Genomic DNA, 19,924 nt, shown 5'->3' with positions numbered 1-19,924 from the left:
AGGAGACCCGAGAGTCCGATGGCCGAATTCATCCTGCCCAAGAACAGCAAGATCGGCAAAGGCCGCAACTATCCTGCGGCCGAGGCGGGCAAGCGGACAAAATCGTTCAAAGTCTATCGCTATGACCCCGATACCGGCGCCAATCCGCGCTACGACACGTACGCGATCGACCTCGATAAATGCGGGCCGATGGTCCTCGATGCGATCATCAAGATCAAGAACGAGATCGACCCGACGCTGACCTTCCGCCGCTCGTGCCGCGAGGGCATCTGCGGGTCGTGCTCGATGAATATGAACGGCCGCAACGGCCTCGCCTGCACCACCGCCATCGACGACCTCAAGGGCGAGGTTAAGATTACCCCCTTGCCGCATATGGAAGTGGTCAAGGACCTGGTCCCCGACATGACCCATTTCTACGCCCAATATGCGTCGATCCAACCGTGGCTGAAGACAGCGACGCCGGACCCGTCGGCCAAGGAACGGCTGCAGTCGCCCGCCGACCGCGCCAAACTGGACGGGCTTTACGAATGCATCATGTGCGCCTGTTGCTCGACCAGCTGCCCGAGCTATTGGTGGAACAGCGACAAGTTTTTGGGCCCTGCCGTCCTGCTCGCCGCCTACCGCTGGCTGGCCGACAGCCGCGACGAGGCGACCGGCGAGCGATTGGACCAGCTCGAGGATCCATTCCGCCTTTACCGCTGCCACACCATCATGAACTGCGCCAACGCCTGCCCCAAGGGCCTGAACCCGGCCAAGGCGATCGCCGAAACCAAGAAATTGATCGCGGAGCGGGCGGCTTGAGCGACGAGCCGGGGAGCGTTCCCACCGGGGCCGAGCCCGACCCCCAAAACCCCGGCTGGTACAGCTGGGGCGATTTCCCGCCCGGCAGTTTCGCGGCGCAGACGGGTCGGCTGCTGTTCAAGCCCGAAGGCGAAGGGCAGGCGCGCGCAAGGATGTTTCCGACCGAGGCGCACCTCAACATGGGCGGATCGATCCATGGCGGCGCGGTGATGAGCTTCATCGACATGGCCTTGTTCGCCGGCGGACGCTGCGCCGGGATGGCCGAGGGCCATTACGTCACGCTCGATTGCGCCGTCCATTTCATCGCGCGCGGGCGGAGCGATGTACCCCTCGAGGCCATCGTCCGGCTGGTTGGCCAAACCAAGGGCGGCCATGTCTTCCTGTCGGGACATTGCGAGCAGGACGGGCAGCCAACCCATAGTTTCACCGGCACGCTGAAGCGGGTGACGCGGGCCAATGGGCCCAGTCGGTAGGGCTTATGCCGCGCTGATTGCGGCCAACGAGCTGAAGCCCGACGCCGATCAGCAGCGCGCGGTTTCGGCGCTCGATCGGTTCTCAGCCGACATCGGCAATCGTGGCGGACTTTTGAAGCGATGGTTCGGGCGCCGGGAGCCGCCCTGCGGCGTCTATCTGTGGGGCGGGGTCGGGCGCGGCAAGTCGATGCTGATGGATCTGGCCTTCGACCAGATCCCGGTCGAGCCTAAGCGCCGCACCCACTTCTCCCCGTTCATGCTCGACGTGCATCGCCTTCTCAAGAAGGCGCGTGAGAACGAGGAGGGCGACCCGGTGATCGCGGTCGCCGAGCACAGTGCGAAAGAAGTCAAATTCCTAGCCTTCGACGAAATGATGGTTTCGAATCCGGCCGATGCGATGATCATGTCGCGGCTGTTCACCGCGTTGATCGAGGAAGGCGTGGCGCTGGTTACCACCTCCAACCGCCCGCCCGCCGACCTTTACAAGGACGGCCTCAACCGCGAACTGTTCATGCCGTTCATCCGGTTGATCGAGGCGCGGATGCAGGTCGTGCCCTTGAACGGCCCGACCGACTATCGTCTCGACCGCTTGGCCGGCCTCGACACCTGGCTGGTGCCCAACGGGCCGGAGGCGACGACCAAGCTCAGCGAAGCCTTTTTCCGCCTGACCGACTACCCTGTCGAGGATCGCGCCCATGTTCCGTCAGCTGAACTCGACGTCGGAGCCAAGCGGACGCTTCACGTCCCCAAAAGCCTCAAAGGCGTGGCGGTGTTCTCGTTCAAGCGGCTGTGCGGCGAAGCGCGTGGCGCGGCGGACTATCTCGCAATCGCACAGACTTATCACACCGTGATCCTGGTCGGCGTTCCCGTGATGACCCGCGAAATGCGCAACGAGGCGGCTCGGTTCGTCACCTTGATCGACGCGCTTTACGAGCATCGCGTCAAATTGCTCGCCGCCGCCGATGCCGAGCCAGAGGGTCTCTATCCCGTCGGTGATGGCAATTTCGAGTTTGAGCGCACCGTCAGCCGCCTCCAGGAGATGCAGAGCGCCGATTACCTTGCCGAAGGGCACGGCTCGGCATAGCCTTGCCCCCTCGAAAAAGAGGGGAATTAAAATGCGCTCGATCGCCGCCTGCTTGCTCTTCGTCTCGACGGCCACGCTCGCCGCCCCGGCCAAGCTTACGCCCCAGTGGGAAGCGACCACCCGCGAGATTTACAAAACCGCGGTCGAAATGCCGACCGTCGCCGGGCGCAACCAGCTTCCGGCCCTCGCCAACTATCTCGCCGAAAAGCTCAAGGGCGCGGGCTGGGCAGCCGCGGATGTCCATGTCCTTCCCTACACTTCGGCCCCAGGCAACGACACGGCGGCCCTGGTCGCCCGCTGGCCAGCGACCGGTAAAACCAAGGCCAAGCCGATCCTGATCCTGGCGCACATGGATGTGGTGGAGGCGCTTGCTTCCGACTGGGACAGCGATCCGTTCAAACTCGTCGAAAAGGATGGCTATTTTTATGGACGGGGAAGCTGGGACGACAAGCAGGGTGTCGTCGCGTCCATGGTTGCATTGATGAAGCTGCGCGCCGCCGGATTCAAACCCAACCGAGACATCGTCCTCCTGTATACCGGCGATGAGGAGACGATGGGCAAGGGGGCATCGCTCGGCGCCAACGATTGGCGTAAATGGACCGATGCCGAATTTGCGCTCAATGCCGACGACGGCGATGGCGCGGTTACATCGAGCGGGTCTTCGCTCGGATTCGCCCTGCAAACGTCGGAGAAAACATTCCAGACCTATTATTTTCGAGTACGTAACAAGGGCGGGCATAGCAGCAAGCCGCGACCCGATAACGCCATCTATCAACTGGCCGATGCGTTGAAGAAGCTTGAATTGCATCGATTTTCGCCAACGCTTACCGAAACCACCCGTGCCTATTTCACCGAGCGCGCCAAACAGGAACGAGACTCCGCGCTTGGCCGAGCAATGCGCACGTGGCTCGCCAACCCCGCCGATGCTCCCGCCGCTGACGCGATCGAGGCCAATGAGCTTGAAGTCGGCAAGACGCGGACGCGCTGCGTCGCGACGATGCTCAAAGGCGGCCATGCCGACAACGCTCTCCCGCAACTGGCCGAGGCAACGGTCAATTGCCGGATCATGCCCGGCGTTGCACCGAAGCTGGTCGAAACCGAACTGAAACAATTGGTCGGGTCCAACGTCGAAATTGTCGCCGATGCCGCTGGCGGGCGGCCTACGCCCGCATCGCCGCTGCGCCGCGATGTGATCGATGCCTATACTCACGCAGTGCATGCAATTCATCCGGGCGTGCAGATCATCCCCACAATGTCGACAGGCGCGACCGACGGGCTGGAATTCCGTGCCATCGGCATCCCGGTCTATGGCGTCAATGGCGCGTGGGGCATTTCGCCCGACGACGAGCGCGCGCACGGCCGTGACGAGCGCCTGCCGGTTCAGGCCCTGTGGGACAATGTCGCGCATTGGGAAGCGATGATTCGCGAGCTGGCGGGCAAGTGAGGGCTTCTTCGACTTTTCACCGCCAACTGGTCGACGTCCGATGATTGACTGCGCGGCGTGCGCGCCTAGCGTGCGGCGCTTGTTCTGTGGAGATGATGCCATGCGTTTGATGTTTGCCGCCTTGCTGACCGCTTCATCCGCCGCCGCGCTCGCCGCGCCGGCTGCGCCCGCTCTGTCGCCCGCGCGACACCAGGCGACCCATGATATGTTTGAGCATGTGATCAACATGCCGACCGTGATTGGCCGCCATCAGGTGCCGGCGATGGCGCAATATGTTGCTGATCAGTTCACCGCGGCGGGCTTCCCAGCGGCCGACGTCCACGTCGTTCCCTACCACACCGGCAGCGCGACCACCGGCGAGGACGATACCGCCGCGCTGATCGTCCGCTGGCGCGCGAGCGGCAAGGCGAGCGGCAAACCGATCCTGCTGATGGGCCATATGGACGTGGTCGAGGCCAAGCGTGAGGATTCGACCACCGACCCGTTCGTCATGACCACCCGAGATGGCTATTATTATGGCCGCGGCACGATCGACATGAAGGATGGCATCGTCGGCATCACCCAGGCGATGATCGACCTGAAGGCGGCCGGCTTTAAGCCGAAGCGCGACATCGTCGTGCTGTTCACCGGCGACGAGGAAACCAACGGCATCGGCGCGGCCAAGGGCGCCAGCGAGTGGCTCGATTTGCTCGGCCACCCCGAATATGGCCTCAACGCCGATGGCGGCCGCGGCAGCAAGACCGCTGGCGGCGAGATGATCGGCTTCACCATGCAGACGGCGGAGAAGACCTTCGCGGGCTACACGCTGACGGTGCGCAACCGCGGCGGCCATTCGTCGAAGCCACGCAAGGACAATGCAATCTATTCGCTCGCCCACGCGATCGACAAGATCGAGGCCTATCGGTTCGAGCCGATGCTGAGCGAGACGACGCGCGCCTATTTCACGGCACGGGCAAAGATGGAGAAGGGGCCGCTAGGCGACGCGATGCGCGCTTGGCTCGCCAACCCCGACGACGGCCAGGCGGCCGACGTCGTCGAGGCCGACGAGGGCCAGGTCGGGCTGACCCGCACCCGCTGCGTCGCTACCCGCCTGTTCGCCGGTCATGCTGACAATGCGCTGCCCCAGCTGGCGACGGCGATGATCAACTGCCGGCTATTCCCCGGCGTCGATCCCAATGTGGTCCGCGTCGATCTGGAAAAGATCGTCGCGGATCCCGATGTCAAGGTGACCCGCAACGACGATTATGTCGCCAGCCTCGCGTCGCCGCTCCGTCCTGACGTTACCAACGCCCACACCAAGGCGGTGCAGGCGCTGCATCCCGGGACGGCGGTGTACCCCGAAATGTCGACCGGCGCCAGCGACGCCCGTCCGTTCCGCGTCGCCGGAATCCCGGTTTATGGCACCAACGGCGGCTGGTTGGTGGCTCCCACGGACCTGCGCGCCCATGGCAAGGACGAACGGCTTCCGGTCCAGTCGCTCGACGACAATGTCGTCCACTGGGAGATCATGCTCAGGGAGTTGGCGGGGAAATAAGCGACCGGAACGGCGGCGTCCGTTCGCTCGTTTCCATCGCATCACCCCAAAGGAGAGCGATGATGATCGGGAAATCCGACGCAACCCCCATGATCGCGGTCAAGGATCTTGATCGCGCCAGGACTTTCTACGCCGACACCCTCGGGTTGAAGGCGGTCGACGAGCAGGGCGGCGAAGTCGTCACGATGATGAGCGGCGACACCAAGCTCAACGTCTATCGATCCGAGTTCGCCGGCACCAACAAGGCGACGGCGCTGACCTTCGACGTCGAGGACATCGCCGCCGAGGTCAGCGACCTCAAGGACAAAGGCGTGATGTTCGAACATTACGACATGGACGGCCTCGCTCGCGATGGCGACATTTATGCGGCCGAGGGGATGAAAACCGCCTGGTTCAAGGATCCCGATGGCAACATCCTCAGCCTGTTCCAAACTGCCTGACAAAACGACAGCCGTTCTGGTCGCACTGGGGCCGGTCGAAAGAAGAAAATCAGGAGCGCCTGCCGGCCTGATCAGGCTCATATGTTTGGTAAAAGGGCCGCCCCGATTGCGCGGAGCGGCCCCAAGCGGCCGGTTGCACTCAGCCGCTATCGCTAGAACTTAGCGGATAATCGAGTTCAAAATCTGGCGCACGACCAGCGTCGTCGGGTCGACCTGGTAGAGATAATCATCGCGATAGATGTAGCGATAATCATTGTTCAAATCATATTGGCGCCGCAGATCGTAGGGGATCTGGTCGTACGGCGTGAAACGGTTGTAGCCATAAGGCAACCGCTGGCCGATGCTGTAGTGTTTTTTTGCCTGACCCGGGGGCAAGCAGCCATTGTGCTTCTTGGCGAGCCCGGGCGGGCAGTTGCCATAGCCCTGCGAATAGCCGTGGTCACCGTGCCCTTTGTTGCCATGGCCTGGTTTGGCATAGGCCGGGGCGGTGAAGGCGAACGCTGCGGCGCTCGCGAGGATGATGATGTTTTTCATAATGATCCGATCCTGGAGGCAAGCCCCTGAACGGCTCGTGACCGTCCCATTCATCCAGAAAACCGCCCGATCGCCGACTCGTTCCCTTAGCTCGCGGTTGCCCGGGTCGCGTCATGCCGCTAAGCGGGCGCCGCACGCGGCTTTGGACCGCTTGCATCCATCACGACGAAAGGCAAGCTTAGCCCATGGCACGCAAGAAGATCGCGCTGATCGGCGCCGGGATGATCGGCGGCACGCTCGCCCATTTGGCGGCGATGCGCGAGCTTGGCGACATCGTCCTGTTCGACATCGCCGAGGGAACGCCGCAGGGCAAAGCGCTCGACATATCGCAGGCCGCGCCGGTCGATGGCTATGACGTGAGCCTCAAGGGCTCGAACGATTATGCCGACATCGCGGGCGCCGACGTATGCATCGTCACCGCCGGGATCGCGCGCAAGCCGGGCATGAGCCGTGACGACCTGCTCGGCATCAATTTGAAAGTGATGAAGGCGGTCGGCGAAGGCATCAAGACGCACGCGCCGGGCGCCTTCGTGATCTGCATCACCAATCCGCTCGACGCGATGGTGTGGGCGCTGCGCGAATTTTCAGGCCTGCCGCACAAGATGGTCGTCGGCATGGCGGGCGTGCTCGACAGCGCGCGTTTCCGCCATTTTCTGGCCGAGGAATTTGGGGTCAGCGTCGAGGACGTCACCGCCTTCGTGCTGGGCGGGCACGGCGACACGATGGTCCCGATCGTCCAATATTCAACTGTTGCCGGCATCCCGATCCCCGACCTCATCAAGATAGGCTGGTCGACCCAGGAAACAATCGACGCGATCGTCAAACGCACGCGGGGCGGCGGCGGGGAGATTGTCGCCTTGCTCGGCAACGGCAGTGCCTTCTACGCCCCGGCCACCGCCGCGATCGCGATGGCCGAGAGCTATTTGAAGGACAAGAAGCGCGTCCTCCCCGCCGCCGCCAACCTCACCGGCCAGTACGGCGTCAACGACCTCTACGTCGGCGTTCCGATCGTTATCGGTGCGGGCGGGGTGGAGAAGATCGTCGAAATCGAACTCGACGACGAAGCGCAGAAGAATTTCACCGTCAGCGTCGACGCGGTCAAGGAATTGCTGGTCGCATGCAAGGCGATTGACGGAAGCCTCGCCCAATGAGCATTCTCGTCAACCGGAACACCAAGGTCATCACCCAGGGAATGACCGGCGAAACTGGGACTTTCCACACTCAACAGGCGCTGGCTTACGGCACGCAGATGGTTGGCGGCGTGACACCGGCGAAGGGCGGGACGACGCACATCGGCCTTCCCGTGTTCAACACCGTCCGCGAGGCCATTGAGGTGACTGGTGCGACCGCTTCGGTAGTCTACGTGCCGCCGCCCTTCGCGGCGGATTCGATCCTCGAAGCGATCGACGCCGGGGTGCCACTGATCGTCGCTATCACCGAAGGCATTCCGGTGCTCGACATGGTCAAGGTCAAGCGCGCGCTCAGCGGATCGAAGTCGCGCCTCATCGGGCCCAACTGCCCCGGCGTGCTGACCCCCGAGGAATGCAAGATCGGCATCATGCCGGGCAATATCTTCAAAAAGGGCAGCGTCGGCGTCGTCTCGCGCTCGGGCACGCTAACCTATGAGGCGGTATTCCAGACAACCCACGAGGGGCTCGGCCAGACCACCGCGGTCGGCATCGGCGGCGACCCGGTCAACGGCACCAACTTCATCGACGTTCTCGAACTGTTTCTCGCCGACGAGGCGACCAAGAGCATCATCATGATCGGCGAGATCGGGGGCAGCGCCGAAGAGGACGCCGCGCAGTTCATTGCCGACGAAGCGAAACGCGGCCGTTCCAAGCCGACCGTGGGCTTCATCGCCGGGCTGACCGCACCGCCCGGTCGCCGCATGGGCCATGCCGGTGCGATCGTCGCCGGCGGCAAGGGCGGGGCTGAAGACAAGATCGCGGCGATGGAGGCGGCTGGAATAACCGTGTCGCCAAGCCCATCTGAGCTGGGCACGACGTTGAAGGCATTGCTGAGTGGTTCCCCGGCGTAGGCCGGGGTCCAGGAGCCGAAGGCTGCGATTAGTGGAGGATGAATGAAAGCCGGCTTCGTTTACATCATGGCGAGCGGCAGGAATGGAACGATCTACATTGGCGCGACCAGCGACCCTATCAAACGCGGCTATGAACATCGCGAAGGCCTGATCAACGGTTTCACAAAGGACCATGGTTGCACGCTGCTAGTATGGTTCGAAGCATTTGACGATTTGCAGGAAGCCCGCCAGCGCGAACTGCGGATGAAGGAGTGGAAGCGGCCCTGGAAGATTAAGCAAATCGAGGAACGAAATCTTGATTGGGTTGATCTTTATCCGACCTTGTTTTGACCCCGGCTGCCGCCGGCCTGGACCCCGGCCTCCGCCGGGGAACGAGAGATGAATGACTGATCAAATGTCAATGTCGATCGATCGCGAGCAGGGCCCGAGCTGGGCGCGGGCGAACTGGCCGGTGAGCCAGCTCGACGCTAACAATCTCGGCCTCGACCCGACCGAGGCAACGGTCGAGGAGGTCGCCGACGCGGCTCGCTCGGCGGCCGCCGCGACCGGTGTCACGGACGATGCCTCGATCTGCTGCGCAGCGGAGGATTCGATCCGCGCGATGATGCTGATCCGCAGCTACCGCGTGCGCGGGCATCTCGCCGCCAAGCTTGACCCCCTCGGCCTCGCGCATCACGACGAGGTTCCCGAACTGACCACGTCGTTCCACGGCTTCACCGAAGACGATCTCGATCGCAAAATCTGGCTCGGCGGCACGCTGGGCTTCGACAGCGCCAGCCTGCGTGAGATGCTTGGCGTGCTGAAGGGCAATTATTGCGGCCCGGTCGGCGTCGAATATATGCACATCAATGACATCGCCGAGCGGCGCTTCCTTCAGGAACGGATCGAGGGCAAGGCGGCCGAAATCAGCTTCACCCCCGAAGGCAAGCAGTCGATCCTCGAAAAAGTCATCCACGGCGAGCAATGGGAGAAATTCCTCGCCCGCAAATATGTCGGCACCAAGCGCTTCGGCCTCGATGGCGGCGAAAGCGCGATCCCGGCGCTTGAATCGATCATCAAGTACGGCGGGCAGATGGGGGTCGTCGAGATCACCTTCGGCATGTCCCACCGCGGGCGCCTGAACGTCCTCGCCAACGTCATGGGCAAGCCCTACCGCGCGATCTTCCACGAATTCGCCGGCGGCGCAACCAACCCGGCCGACGTCGGTGGGTCGGGCGATGTCAAATATCATCTCGGCACGTCGTCGGACCGCGAATTCGACGGCAACAAGGTCCATTTGAGCCTCGTCCCCAACCCCTCGCACCTGGAAGCGGTCGACCCGGTCGTGCTCGGCAAGAGCCGCGCGGCCCAGACCCTCGCCGGCGACAAGCATGGCGACACGGTCCTTCCCTTTTTGCTCCATGGCGACGCGGCCTTCGCGGGACAGGGGATCGTCGCCGAATGCTTCGGCTTTTCCGGCCTGCCCGGCTATGGCACTGGCGGGACGATCCACTTCGTCATCAACAACCAGGTCGGCTTCACAACCTCGCCCCAGTTCGGCCGGTCTTCGCCTTATCCGTCGGACATCGCCAAATCGGTCCAGGCGCCGATCCTCCACGTCAACGGCGACGATCCGGAAGCCGTCACCTTCGCCTGCAAGCTGGCAATTGAATATCGGCAGCGGTTCAACCGCGACATCGTCATCGACATGTGGTGCTATCGCCGCTTCGGCCACAACGAGGGCGACGAGCCGAGCTTTACCCAGCCGCTGATGTACGCCGCGATCGCCAAGCATCCGCCGATCAGCGAGATTTACGGCAAGCGGCTGATCGCGGAAGGCGTCATCGACGAGGCGTGGGTCGACAATGCCACCAAGCAGTTCACGGCCCATCTGGAAGCCGAGTTCGAGGCGGGAACTAGCTACCTGCCCAACAAGGCCGACTGGTTCGAAGGACGCTGGCAAGGCCTGGGCCGCCCGGGCGAACCGGTCGATGCGCGCCGCAACGTCAATACGGCGATCGACGAAGCCCTCTATGCTCGGCTGTCGTCGCTGCTGACGACCGTTCCCCCCGGCCTGACGATCCACAAAACGCTGGGCCGCATCCTTGAGGTCAAGAAGAAGACGCTCGATGGTCGGGAGGGGATCGACTGGGCGACCGCGGAGGCACTTGCCTACGGTAGTCTGGTCGAAGACGGCTACTCGGTGCGGCTGTCCGGCCAGGATTCGGGCCGCGGCACCTTTTCGCAGCGCCACGCCGTCTGGGTCGATCAGAAGACTGGCGAGAAATATATCCCGCTGCGCCAGATCAATGACCGGTCGGACGTCGGCCCGCGCTTCGAAGTGCGCGACAGCCCACTGTCCGAGTTTGGCGTTTTGGGCTTCGAATATGGCTATTCGATCACCGACCCGCGCACCTTGGTGCTGTGGGAGGCCCAATTTGGCGACTTCGCCAACGGCGCCCAGACGGTCATCGACCAATTCGTCGCCGCGGGCGAGGCCAAGTGGCTGCGTGCTTCGGGCCTGACGCTGCTGCTTCCGCACGGCTATGAAGGGCAGGGGCCGGAACATAGCTCGGCCCGGCCCGAGCGCTTTTTGCAGCTTTGTGCCGAGGATAATATCCAGGTCGCCAACTGCACCACCCCGGCCAATTATTTCCATATTCTGCGCCGGCAGATGCTTCGCGATTTCCGCAAGCCGCTGATCATCATGACGCCCAAGTCGCTGCTTCGGCACAAGCTGGCGGTATCGAAGCGCGAGGATTTCATCGGGGAAGGCCATTTCCGAAGAATTCTCAGCGACCTGAACCCGCCGGCGACGGGCGAAACGCGGCGCGCCGTGCTGTGCAGCGGCAAGATCGGCTACGAGCTGATGGAGGCGCGCGACGCGGCCGGCGACAAGCACACAGAGATCGTCCGTATCGAACAACTATACCCGTTCCCGGCCGAACCCTTGGTCAAGCGTTTCGCGGCGATGCCAAAGCTCGAGGCCGTGGTCTGGGCGCAGGAAGAACCCAAGAATGACGGCGCCTGGTTCTTCGCCAAGGAGCGGATCGAGGCCTGCCTCGCCGAGATCGGGCACAGCGGGATGCGGCCGCGATATGCCGGTCGCGCCGCCGCCGCGTCGCCCGCTACTGGCCTCGCCAAGCGTCACGCCGCAGAGCAAGCGGCCTTGATTGCCGACGCGCTGGGGCATAGCAGCGCGGCAGGCTCCGCCACCGCCAACGCTTCGTAAGGATTATCATGGCCACCGACGTAAAGGTCCCGACGCTGGGCGAATCGATCACCGAGGCGACGATCGGCCAGTGGCTCAAGGCGCCGGGCGACGCGGTTGCGCTCGACGAGCCGATCGTCAGCCTCGAAACCGACAAGGTCGCGGTCGAGGTCCCGTCACCGGTGGCGGGCACGCTGGCCGAGCAGCTGGGCAAGGAAGGCGACACTGTCGCGGTTGGCGCGATTATCGCGCGCGTCGGCGATGGCGGGGCAGCTGTAGCGGCGCCTGCTGAGGCCAGCGAAGCGCCGACCAACCCGGCCGGCCCGGCCGAGACGCCCCTGCCGCGCGACGACGAGCATGCGCCGGAGCAGGTCCCGGAGCAGGCGCCTTCTGCCGCCGTTGCTACCGAAGCACTGACTCTGTCGCCCGCGGTCCGCCGCGCGGTGCTCGAACTTCATGTCGACCCGTCGGCGATCAAGGGCAGTGGCAAGGACGGCCGGCTGACCAAGGACGATGTGCTCGCGGCGGCGAAGGTTAAGGACTCTGGTTCCCCGGCGCAGGCCGGGGCCCAGGCGCCGGAGGCGAAAGCGCCCGCATCACCGGATTTGAAGCCTGCGGCTCCTGGACCCCGGCCTTTGCCGGGGAACGAAGAACGGCGTGAAGAACGCGTCAAGATGACGCGGATGCGGCAGACCATCGCCACTCGCCTGAAGGAAGCGCAAAACACGGCGGCGCTGCTGACCACCTTCAACGATGTCGACATGAGCGCGGTGATCGACGCCCGCGCGCGCTACAAGGATTTGTTCGAAAAAAAGCACGGCATCCGCCTCGGCTTCATGGGCTTCTTCGTCAAAGCCGTCGCGCTCGCCGCCAAGGACGTTCCGTCGGTCAACGCCCGGATCGAGGGGGACGAGATCGTCTATCACGACTATCTTGACGTCTCGGTCGCGGTGTCGGCCCCGAAAGGCCTGGTCGTCCCCGTCGTGCGCAATGCCGACCGGATGAGCTTCGCCGAGATCGAAAAGGCCATCGCCGCCTATGGCAAGAAGGCCAAGGACGGCGCGCTCACCGCCGAGGACATGAAGGGGGGCACCTTCACCATCTCCAACGGCGGCGTGTTCGGTAGCCTGATGTCGACCCCGATCATCAACCCGCCGCAATCGGCAGTGCTCGGCATGCACCGCATCGAGGACCGGCCCGTGGCCAAGGACGGCCAGGTCGTCATCCGCCCGATGATGTATCTCGCGCTTAGCTACGACCATCGCCTGATCGACGGCCGCGAAGCAGTCACCTTCCTGGTCCGCGTCAAGGAAGCGATCGAAGACCCGACGCGCCTTCTGATCGACCTTTAGGGAAACAAGATGGCCGATACTTACGACTACGACCTCATCGTCATTGGCTCGGGCCCAGGCGGCTATGTCGCCGCGATCCGCGCGGCGCAGCTCGGGCTGAAGACTGCCTGCGCCGAGGGTCGCGAGACGCTGGGCGGGACCTGCCTCAACGTCGGCTGCATCCCGTCGAAGGCGCTGCTTCATTCGTCGCAGCTTTACGAGGAAGCCCATTCGGGCGCGCTGACCAAGTTCGGGATCGATCTGTCGGGCGTCGCGCTCAATCTCGATCAGATGCACGCCGAGAAAGCCAAGGCGGTCAAAGAGTTGACCGGTGGGATCGAGTTTCTGTTCAAGAAGAACAAGGTCGACTGGCTCAAGGGCTATGCGACCTTCGAGGGGCCGAACGCGATTAATGTCGCGGGCAAGTCCGTCACCGCGAAGAACATCATAATCGCCACCGGATCATCCGTCACGCCGCTGCCCGGAGTCGAGGTCGACAATGATGCGGGCGTGATCGTCGATTCGACCGGAGCACTCGCGCTGCCCAAAGTGCCTCAGCATCTCGTCGTCATCGGCGGGGGCGTGATCGGGCTTGAGCTCGGCAGCGTCTGGCGGCGGCTCGGCGCCAAGGTCACGGTGGTCGAATATCTCGACCAGATCTTGCCCGGTATGGACGAGGAAATTCGCAGGGAATCGGCGAAAATCTTTAAGAAGCAGGGCTTCGACATCAGGACCGGGACCAAGGTCACCGGCGCCACGGTCGCGAACGGCAAGGCGACGCTGACCGTCGAACCGGCCAAAGGTGGGGAAGCTTCGACGATCGAGGCCGACGCGGTGCTCGTCTCGATCGGGCGGCGGCCCAACACCGAAGGCCTCGGCCTCGATAAGGTCGGGCTGGCCACCAACAAGCAGGGCCAGGTCGAAACCGACCACGATTTCCGGACCAAGGTGCCCAGCATATGGGCGATCGGCGACGTCATTCCCGGCCCGATGCTCGCCCACAAGGCCGAGGACGAGGGCATCGCCGCCGCCGAAAACATCGCCGGCCAGACCGGCATCGTCAATCACGACGTCATCCCGTCGGTGGTCTACACCTATCCGGAGATCGCCGGGGTCGGCCTGTCGGAGGAACAGGCGAAGGAAAAGGGCCACGACATCAAGGTCGGCAAATTCCCGTTCATGGCCAACAGCCGCGCCAAGACCAACCGCGACACCGACGGCTTCGTCAAGGTCATCGCCGACGCCAAGAACGACCGCGTGCTTGGGGTGTGGATCATCTCGAGCCTCGCTGGCACGCTGATCGCCGAAGCGACCCTGGCAATGGAGTTCGGCGCGACCAGCGAGGACATCGCCTACACTTGCCACGCCCACCCGACGCACGCCGAGGCGATCAAGGAAGCGGCGATGGCGGTTCAGGGGAAGCCGATTCACATCTGATGGAGTAGTCGATGAGCACAATGCGGAATTATCTCGACCGATATTTTCGAGAGGCGTCCGTTATCGCCGAGGGCAGCGGACTGTCGGTCGACGAGCTCGACCGGTTGGTCGCGGCCGGCGCCGTGCCCGCGCCATCTTACACCGTCCTGGCCAACCGCATTGTTTCGGCGGCGTTCGGCGACCTTCCCAACGATGGCGTTCCCGCCGGCCGCTACTTCGCTCCGTCGCAGAAGCAATGGCTCGACCGGGCATCAGGGGGCGCGTCGCTCGAACCGGCTTTTCGCGAAGAAATGGCTCGGGCGCTGGCCGACGCCGACCGAACCATCCACCGCTTACCCGATGCGTTCGACGAAGACGGCGAGCCGTTGCCGGGGCTTGCAGCGCGGCTCGATTCGATGTGGGGCTATTTCCTGGATGGGGTATTTGCCTTGTGCGTCGCCGAGTCAGGATCGGTGCGGTCGATCGCGCGCAAGGAGGTGCTCCAGGAAAAATTGAGCGCTTTGTGCGAAGGCGCTGAACCACTCGACCGCGAAGGACTGGCGCCGCTGATCGATCAGTATGCCAGCGCCGCAATGCCTTTTTCCCCGGCCGAATATCCGCACAGCAGCCGCAAACGCCTGGTGAGCGACCTCAGTCAAAGGCTGAGTTTGGCAGACTGATCCGTGGTGCCCGGCGGGGGACGTCGCGTAAATCTGCTACGTCCCATCCGACCCATCCGGAAGCGCCCTATGACGCGACGATGGTGGTGCAGGGAACCCAGATTCTAGGGGGCGGTGCCGGTTGACCGGGTTGGCGATCCGCTGGCCGACGCATTGGCCGAACTGCTCATATCAACGGCACCGACCGGCGCGAATTCGCCTTGTCCGTCCGCAGAAAGGGAGGCGCGACCCTCATCAACAACTACATCATCGGTCACACTTGAAACTTAATTCGGACTAAAAATGCATGGCGTTTCCGTTGGGCCCCGCTAGACAACAGCGCTTGCCGATTCGGCGCCGAGGCTTGGGGGCGAGCTTTCGGATCAACCGCCGCATCGGCCTGTAGGCGGGGGAGATTCTTCTTGGTCACGGTAAGACGCAGGCTGCGCCGCTGGCACGTCTGGCTCGGCTGGCTGGTCGGCGTGCCGATGCTGCTGTGGACCCTGTCGGGCGTGGTGATGGTCGCCAAACCAATCGACGAGGTGCGCGGCACAGCGCTGATCCGCGACCCTGCACCTATTACCTCGACCGCGGGCTTCGCCGCGCCCGTCATCGAGGGCCGGGCGATTGCCTCGCTCCGTCTCGAATCCCGCGCATCGGGGCCGCGCTGGGTGATCGCATTCGCCGACGGAGGATCGCGCCTTGCCGATCCCGCGACGGGGGCGTTGCTGCCGACGCTCGGCCCGGCCGACGCCGCGCGCGAGGTGACCTCGCGCTACACCGGTCCGGCGAAGATTGTCGAAACCAGCCGTGTGGGCCGCGCAAGCCCGCCGCTCGAACTGCGCCGAGCGATGGACGGCTGGCGAGTGGTTCTCGATGACGGCACCCATTTCTACGTCGATGCCGGTTCCGGCGAGATCGTCGCCCGGCGAACCCGCTGGTGGCGGTTTTACGATTTCATGTGGGGCCTGCACATCATGGACCTGCAGGGCCGCGAGGACATCAACAATCCGTGGATCGTGACCTTCGCCCTATTGTCGCTCGGCATGGTTTTGCTGGCGCTGGTCATCCTGCCCCTGACCATTCGTCGTCGCAAACGGCGCAAGCCGCTCAACCCCAGCTGAGCCAGCGCGCCAGCAATCCGCGATCGTCGGTGGTCAGCCGCGCCGCCGCCGTGCCCGGCGGACAGGCAAGGCAGCGCGCCTGAAGGACCGGCCCCGACAATATCTCGCGGACATCGGCCAAGGCGCGTGCGACCAGCGACTCGGATGCCGGCGCCAGCGTTGCCAAGGCCTCGGAGCCGGTCGCATCGTCGCTCTCCTCGGCGCCCGCGAACAAGCCCACCAGCGTGTCGGTGAAGTCTGGTTCGCGCTCGAGATTGGTCAACCCGCGCTCATCCTCGCCCAGCTTGGCGAGCGCCGCCGCTTTGGCGATCGCGTCGTCCATTCCGCCGAACCCGTCCACCAGGCCGAGCTGGCGCGCGGTACCGCCGTCCCACACGCGTCCCTGGGCGATCCGGTCGATGTCGGCCGGCGACTTGCGCCGCGCCTGGGCGACGATGCCGAGGAATTTTGCATAGATTTGATCGACCCCCGCCTGGATGATTGCGCCGGCGGCCGGTGACGGCCCCTTGAGGAGGTCCGGCTCGCCTGACAGCGGCGTCGTCCTGATCCCGTCGGCGCCGACGCCGAGCTTGCCGAGTGTGCCCTGGAAGCTGGGCAGGATGCCGAACACGCCAATCGATCCGGTGATGGTCGACGGCTCGGCGAAGACGAAATCGCCGGGCATCGCCACCCAATAGCCGCCGGACGCGGCGACGCTGCCCATCGACACCACGATCGGCAGCTTCTTTTCCTTGGCGGCGAGCAGGGCCTGACGGATCCGCTCGGACGCCATGACCGATCCGCCGGGGCTGTCGATGCGCACGACCAGCGCCTTGAGATCGTTCTTGGCTAACCCCTTCTCGATCGCCGCGGCGATGGTATCGCCGCCGGCCGTCCCCGGTCCAGCCTTGCCGTCGACGATCGTCCCGGCGATCGTGATCACGCCGATGGGTCCCTTGTCGTCGCTCAGCTGATCTTCATAGGCGCCCAGTTTGATCCGCTTGTAGCCGTGCGGCGCGGTTGCGTCGGCGCCGCCCAGCTTGGCCAGTCGCGCTTCATAAGCGCGGCGCTCGCCGATCCGGTCGATCAACTTGAGGTTGAGCGCGGCCCTGGCGAGATCGCCATTGGCTTGCCGAGCTACCCCCACCGGATCGGCTAGCAGGCGGTCGAGCCCGGCCGCCGCGGCGGGCCGCCCGCGCCTGACGTCCTGTTTCCACGTTTCGAGCAGGGCGTCGCCGAGGGCCTGCGCATTCTCGCGCGCTTCGGGCGACATGTCGCTCCTCGTAAAGGGCTCGACCGCCGCCTTGTAGGTGCCAACGCGATAGACGTTGACCGCCACGCCAAGCTTGTCGAGCAGCCCCTTGTAATAAAGATTAGTGGCGCCCGGCCCGGCGACCGCCATCGCCCCCAATTCGGGCATCCACACTTCGGAGGCATGCGCCGCCAGCTGATAGCGATCGTCGGTATAGCCGGCGGCGAAGGCGACCACCGGCTTGCCCGCCTTGCGCACCGCGTCAAGCTTCTCGCCCAGCGCGGCCAGCGCCGCCTGACCGCCGCCGAGGAACCCGTCGAGGTCGAGCGCGACGGCCTTGACCCGGTCATCGGTACGCGCCGAATCGAGCGCTTCGGTCAAGTCGCGAAGAGCGAACTCCTGGGTGACCTTGCCGGTCCCGACGACACTTGAGAATGGGCTGGGCCGCGCGGCCTGCTCGACCACCACCCCATCGAGGTCCATCGCCAGCACCCCATCGCTGATCGCCGTCGGCCGCGCGGACAGTACCGCGTAGAGCAGGCCAAAGAACATCAACATGAAGATCAGGACCAGCACGTCCTTGATGCCGACCAGCAATTTCCACACCGCGCGAACGAACCGCATCGCCAAACTCCCGAAGTTTCGCAGACGCCTAGCGAAACATCTCGGTCATTGCGAGCGAAGCGAAGCAATCCGGCCGCGTAACCTGGGATTGCTTCGTCACTGCGTTCCTCGCAATGACGGCCGATGTCGTCCCGCGCCGTTACCCTCTCCCGAAATCTGACAGAGACTCGCGCTTGGCGCGCCGAACTCCGCGCTACCCTGTCGCTCGCCTGGCCGTTGATCCTCGCCAACCTGACCATGGCGGCGATCCAGGCGAGCGACGTGGTGCTGATGGGCTGGCTCGGACCGCGCCAGCTCGCCGCCGCGGCGCTCGGCATCAACTTGAACTTCGCCTTCAGTCTGATCTGCCTCGGCCTGGTCACCGCCTCCTCGCCGATGATGGCGACTGCCTTGGGGACCAGGCGGCACGCGGTGCGCGAAGTACGGCGCACGTTTCGCCAGTCCTTCTGGCTGGTCGCGACCGTCACGCTTCCCGTCTGGCTAATCCTCTACCACAGTGCGCCGATCATTCGCGCGCTGGGGCAGGAGCCGGCGCTCGCCGCCGACGCCGAGCGCTTCCTCCACGGCTATCTCTGGTCGATGCTGCCCTTCTTGCTCTTTCAGGCAATGCGCAACTTCGTCTCGGCGCTCCAGCGGCCGGGCTGGGTGCTGGCGATCAGCCTGGGCGGGGTCGTCGTCAATTTCGCGCTCGGCTATGGCCTCATCTTCGGCCGCTTCGGCCTGCCCCGACTCGGTATCTTCGGCGGTGGCCTGGCCAGCTCGATCGTTTGGGCATTGCTCGCCGCGTTGCTCGCGGTGGTGATCGTCACCGACCGTCAGTTCCGCCGTTTCCACTTGTTCGGCCGCCTGTGGCGCCCCGATTGGCCGCGCTACGGCCGGATGTGGCGGCTCGGCCTGCCGATCGGGCTAGCGATGGGGTTTGAGGGCGGGGTGTTCAGCGCCGCCGCCTATCTGATGGGCCTGATCAACGCCGAATCGGTCGCCGCGCATGCCGTTGCTCTGCAGATCGCGGCGCTGTCGTTCATGGTCCCTTGGGGCCTTAGCCAAACAGCGACGGTCCGCGTCGGCTTGTTCCTCGGGCAAGGTGACCGCGTCGCGATCGGCCGCGCCGGCTGGACCGCCTGGGCCCTCGGCGTCAGCTTCATGGGGCTGATGGCGCTGACGATCTGGGCCATCCCGCGCGACCTCATGACGCTGTTTCTCGCAGACACGCCGGCCAATGCGAGGGTGATCGCCCTCGGCGTCTCTTTTCTCGGCATCGCCGCCATCTTCCAGGTTGTCGATGGCGCGCAGGTGGTCGGCGCGGGCATGCTGCGCGGGCTCCACGACACGCGTGTGCCGATGGTCTTCACTTTCATTGGCTATTGGGCGATCGGCATCGGCGTCGGCGCCTGGCTGGCGTTCTCGCGCGGCTGGGCCGGGGTCGGCATCTGGACCGGACTGGCGATTGGCCTCGCAATCGTCGCCGCGCTGATGATCTGGCGCTGGTCGCGCCTCGCGGCGATCGGGCTGCTGCCCGCCAAATCCTGATATAGACGTGGCTGCCGGACGTTGGCCGCGCAGACCATCGATGAGCGTGGCCAGATGCCGTTGACGAATAGGATCGGACGACCCATATGCTCTGCATCGCTGGCACTCGTCCAATGCGAGTGCCAAGCGCCACAACATACCAAGATGCAAAGAGGGTTAAGCAACATGGGTTTTAGGCCGCTTCACGATCGAGTCCTCGTCCGCCGGGTCGAGGCCGACGAAAAAACCAAGGGCGGGATCATCATTCCCGATAGCGCCAAGGAAAAGCCGCAGGAAGGCGAAGTTGTCTCAGCCGGCACCGGTGCTCGCAACGAAGCAGGTGAGATCCATCCGCTCGAAGTGAAGGCCGGCGACAAGATATTGTTCGGCAAATGGTCGGGCACCGAGGTCAAGATCGACGGTGAAGACCTGATCATCATGAAGGAAAGCGACATCCTGGGGATCGTCGGCTGACTTCGAAAGCTGGCG

The 19,924-nt window shown here is 64.3% G+C and carries 18 protein-coding genes; 16 read left to right on the top strand and 2 right to left on the bottom strand.

The genetic code is table 11. The features are described from left to right. The first annotated feature begins 18 nt into the window (after positions 1-18). From H0W65_RS02390 to H0W65_RS02365, 6 genes are all read left to right on the top strand, one after another. Complete coding sequence (locus tag H0W65_RS02390) at positions 19-801, top strand: succinate dehydrogenase iron-sulfur subunit (RefSeq protein WP_294003431.1); 783 nt, start codon at positions 19-21, stop codon at positions 799-801. Beyond that, on the top strand, positions 798-1,274 hold the full coding sequence (locus tag H0W65_RS02385; RefSeq protein WP_294003429.1) for a PaaI family thioesterase: 477 nt from the start codon (positions 798-800) through the stop codon (positions 1,272-1,274). Before H0W65_RS02390 ends, H0W65_RS02385 begins: the two co-directional genes overlap by 4 nt. Further along, positions 1,258-2,358: a cell division protein ZapE gene (gene zapE / locus H0W65_RS02380; protein WP_294003427.1), complete on the top strand. Its 1,101-nt coding sequence runs from the start codon at positions 1,258-1,260 to the stop codon at positions 2,356-2,358. The genes H0W65_RS02385 and zapE overlap by 17 nt, the downstream gene beginning before the upstream one ends. Before the next feature lie 31 nt (positions 2,359-2,389). Beyond that, positions 2,390-3,802 carry a M20/M25/M40 family metallo-hydrolase gene (locus H0W65_RS02375; RefSeq protein ID WP_294003425.1) on the top strand — a complete coding sequence of 471 codons (1,413 nt, stop codon included), beginning with the start codon at positions 2,390-2,392 and terminating at the stop codon, positions 3,800-3,802. Positions 3,803-3,902: 100 nt separating this feature from the next. Continuing rightward, positions 3,903-5,336, top strand: coding sequence for a M20/M25/M40 family metallo-hydrolase (locus tag H0W65_RS02370; RefSeq protein WP_294003423.1), 1,434 nt, complete (start codon positions 3,903-3,905; stop codon positions 5,334-5,336). A 59-nt stretch (positions 5,337-5,395) separates the two neighbouring features. After that, on the top strand, positions 5,396-5,776 hold the full coding sequence (locus H0W65_RS02365) for a VOC family protein (protein ID WP_294003422.1): 381 nt from the start codon (positions 5,396-5,398) through the stop codon (positions 5,774-5,776). Between the two features lie 159 nt (positions 5,777-5,935). Here the strand turns inward: H0W65_RS02365 and H0W65_RS02360 are convergent, their stop codons facing one another. Then, positions 5,936-6,310 carry a hypothetical protein gene (locus H0W65_RS02360; RefSeq protein ID WP_294003420.1) on the bottom strand — a complete coding sequence of 125 codons (375 nt, stop codon included), beginning with the start codon at positions 6,308-6,310 and terminating at the stop codon, positions 5,936-5,938. Between the two features lie 185 nt (positions 6,311-6,495). Between H0W65_RS02360 and mdh the strand changes: the two genes are divergently transcribed. The 8 genes from mdh (at position 6,496) to H0W65_RS02320 (ending at position 16,071) form a co-directional block, all read left to right on the top strand. Continuing rightward, complete coding sequence (gene mdh / locus H0W65_RS02355) at positions 6,496-7,461, top strand: malate dehydrogenase (RefSeq protein WP_294003418.1); 966 nt, start codon at positions 6,496-6,498, stop codon at positions 7,459-7,461. Beyond that, positions 7,458-8,351, top strand: a complete 894-nt coding sequence (gene sucD, locus H0W65_RS02350) for a succinate--CoA ligase subunit alpha (RefSeq protein ID WP_294003416.1) — start codon at positions 7,458-7,460, stop codon at positions 8,349-8,351. The genes mdh and sucD overlap by 4 nt, the downstream gene beginning before the upstream one ends. Positions 8,352-8,393: 42 nt before the next feature. Further along, positions 8,394-8,681, top strand: a complete 288-nt coding sequence (locus tag H0W65_RS02345; protein ID WP_294003414.1) for a GIY-YIG nuclease family protein — start codon at positions 8,394-8,396, stop codon at positions 8,679-8,681. Positions 8,682-8,733: 52 nt separating this feature from the next. Continuing rightward, entirely contained in the window at positions 8,734-11,562 is a 2,829-nt protein-coding gene (locus tag H0W65_RS02340) for a 2-oxoglutarate dehydrogenase E1 component (RefSeq protein ID WP_294003412.1), read from the top strand. 8 nt (positions 11,563-11,570) lie between these two features. Continuing rightward, positions 11,571-12,893 (top strand): 2-oxoglutarate dehydrogenase complex dihydrolipoyllysine-residue succinyltransferase, encoded by a 1,323-nt coding sequence (gene odhB / locus H0W65_RS02335; RefSeq protein WP_294003410.1) that lies wholly within the window; start codon positions 11,571-11,573, stop codon positions 12,891-12,893. 9 nt (positions 12,894-12,902) lie between these two features. Beyond that, positions 12,903-14,309 (top strand): dihydrolipoyl dehydrogenase, encoded by a 1,407-nt coding sequence (gene lpdA / locus H0W65_RS02330; RefSeq protein WP_294003408.1) that lies wholly within the window; start codon positions 12,903-12,905, stop codon positions 14,307-14,309. Positions 14,310-14,320: 11 nt separating this feature from the next. Then, positions 14,321-14,968, top strand: coding sequence for a DUF6058 family natural product biosynthesis protein (locus H0W65_RS02325; RefSeq protein ID WP_294003406.1), 648 nt, complete (start codon positions 14,321-14,323; stop codon positions 14,966-14,968). 401 nt (positions 14,969-15,369) lie between these two features. Next, the gene (locus tag H0W65_RS02320; RefSeq protein ID WP_294003405.1) at positions 15,370-16,071 is read left to right on the top strand and encodes a PepSY domain-containing protein; all 702 of its coding nucleotides are present in this window, start codon (positions 15,370-15,372) and stop codon (positions 16,069-16,071) included. Here the strand turns inward: H0W65_RS02320 and sppA are convergent. Next, positions 16,058-17,926 (bottom strand): signal peptide peptidase SppA, encoded by a 1,869-nt coding sequence (gene sppA, locus H0W65_RS02315; RefSeq protein ID WP_294003403.1) that lies wholly within the window; start codon positions 17,924-17,926, stop codon positions 16,058-16,060. The genes H0W65_RS02320 and sppA overlap by 14 nt on opposite strands. Positions 17,927-18,049: 123 nt before the next feature. Between sppA and H0W65_RS02310 the strand changes: the two genes are divergently transcribed. Together H0W65_RS02310 and groES are read left to right on the top strand one after the other, a co-directional pair. Further along, complete coding sequence (locus H0W65_RS02310; RefSeq protein WP_294003402.1) at positions 18,050-19,456, top strand: MATE family efflux transporter; 1,407 nt, start codon at positions 18,050-18,052, stop codon at positions 19,454-19,456. Between the two features lie 165 nt (positions 19,457-19,621). Next, positions 19,622-19,909: a co-chaperone GroES gene (groES, locus tag H0W65_RS02305; protein WP_294003400.1), complete on the top strand. Its 288-nt coding sequence runs from the start codon at positions 19,622-19,624 to the stop codon at positions 19,907-19,909. The last annotated feature ends 15 nt before the right edge of the window (positions 19,910-19,924 follow it).

The sequence above is a fragment of the Sphingomonas sp. genome (genome assembly GCF_013816785.1).
In the GTDB taxonomy this organism is placed as follows: domain Bacteria; phylum Pseudomonadota; class Alphaproteobacteria; order Sphingomonadales; family Sphingomonadaceae; genus Sphingomicrobium.
Note: the sequence above shows the minus strand (reverse complement) of the source record. Positions and strands in the feature narration are given on the sequence as shown.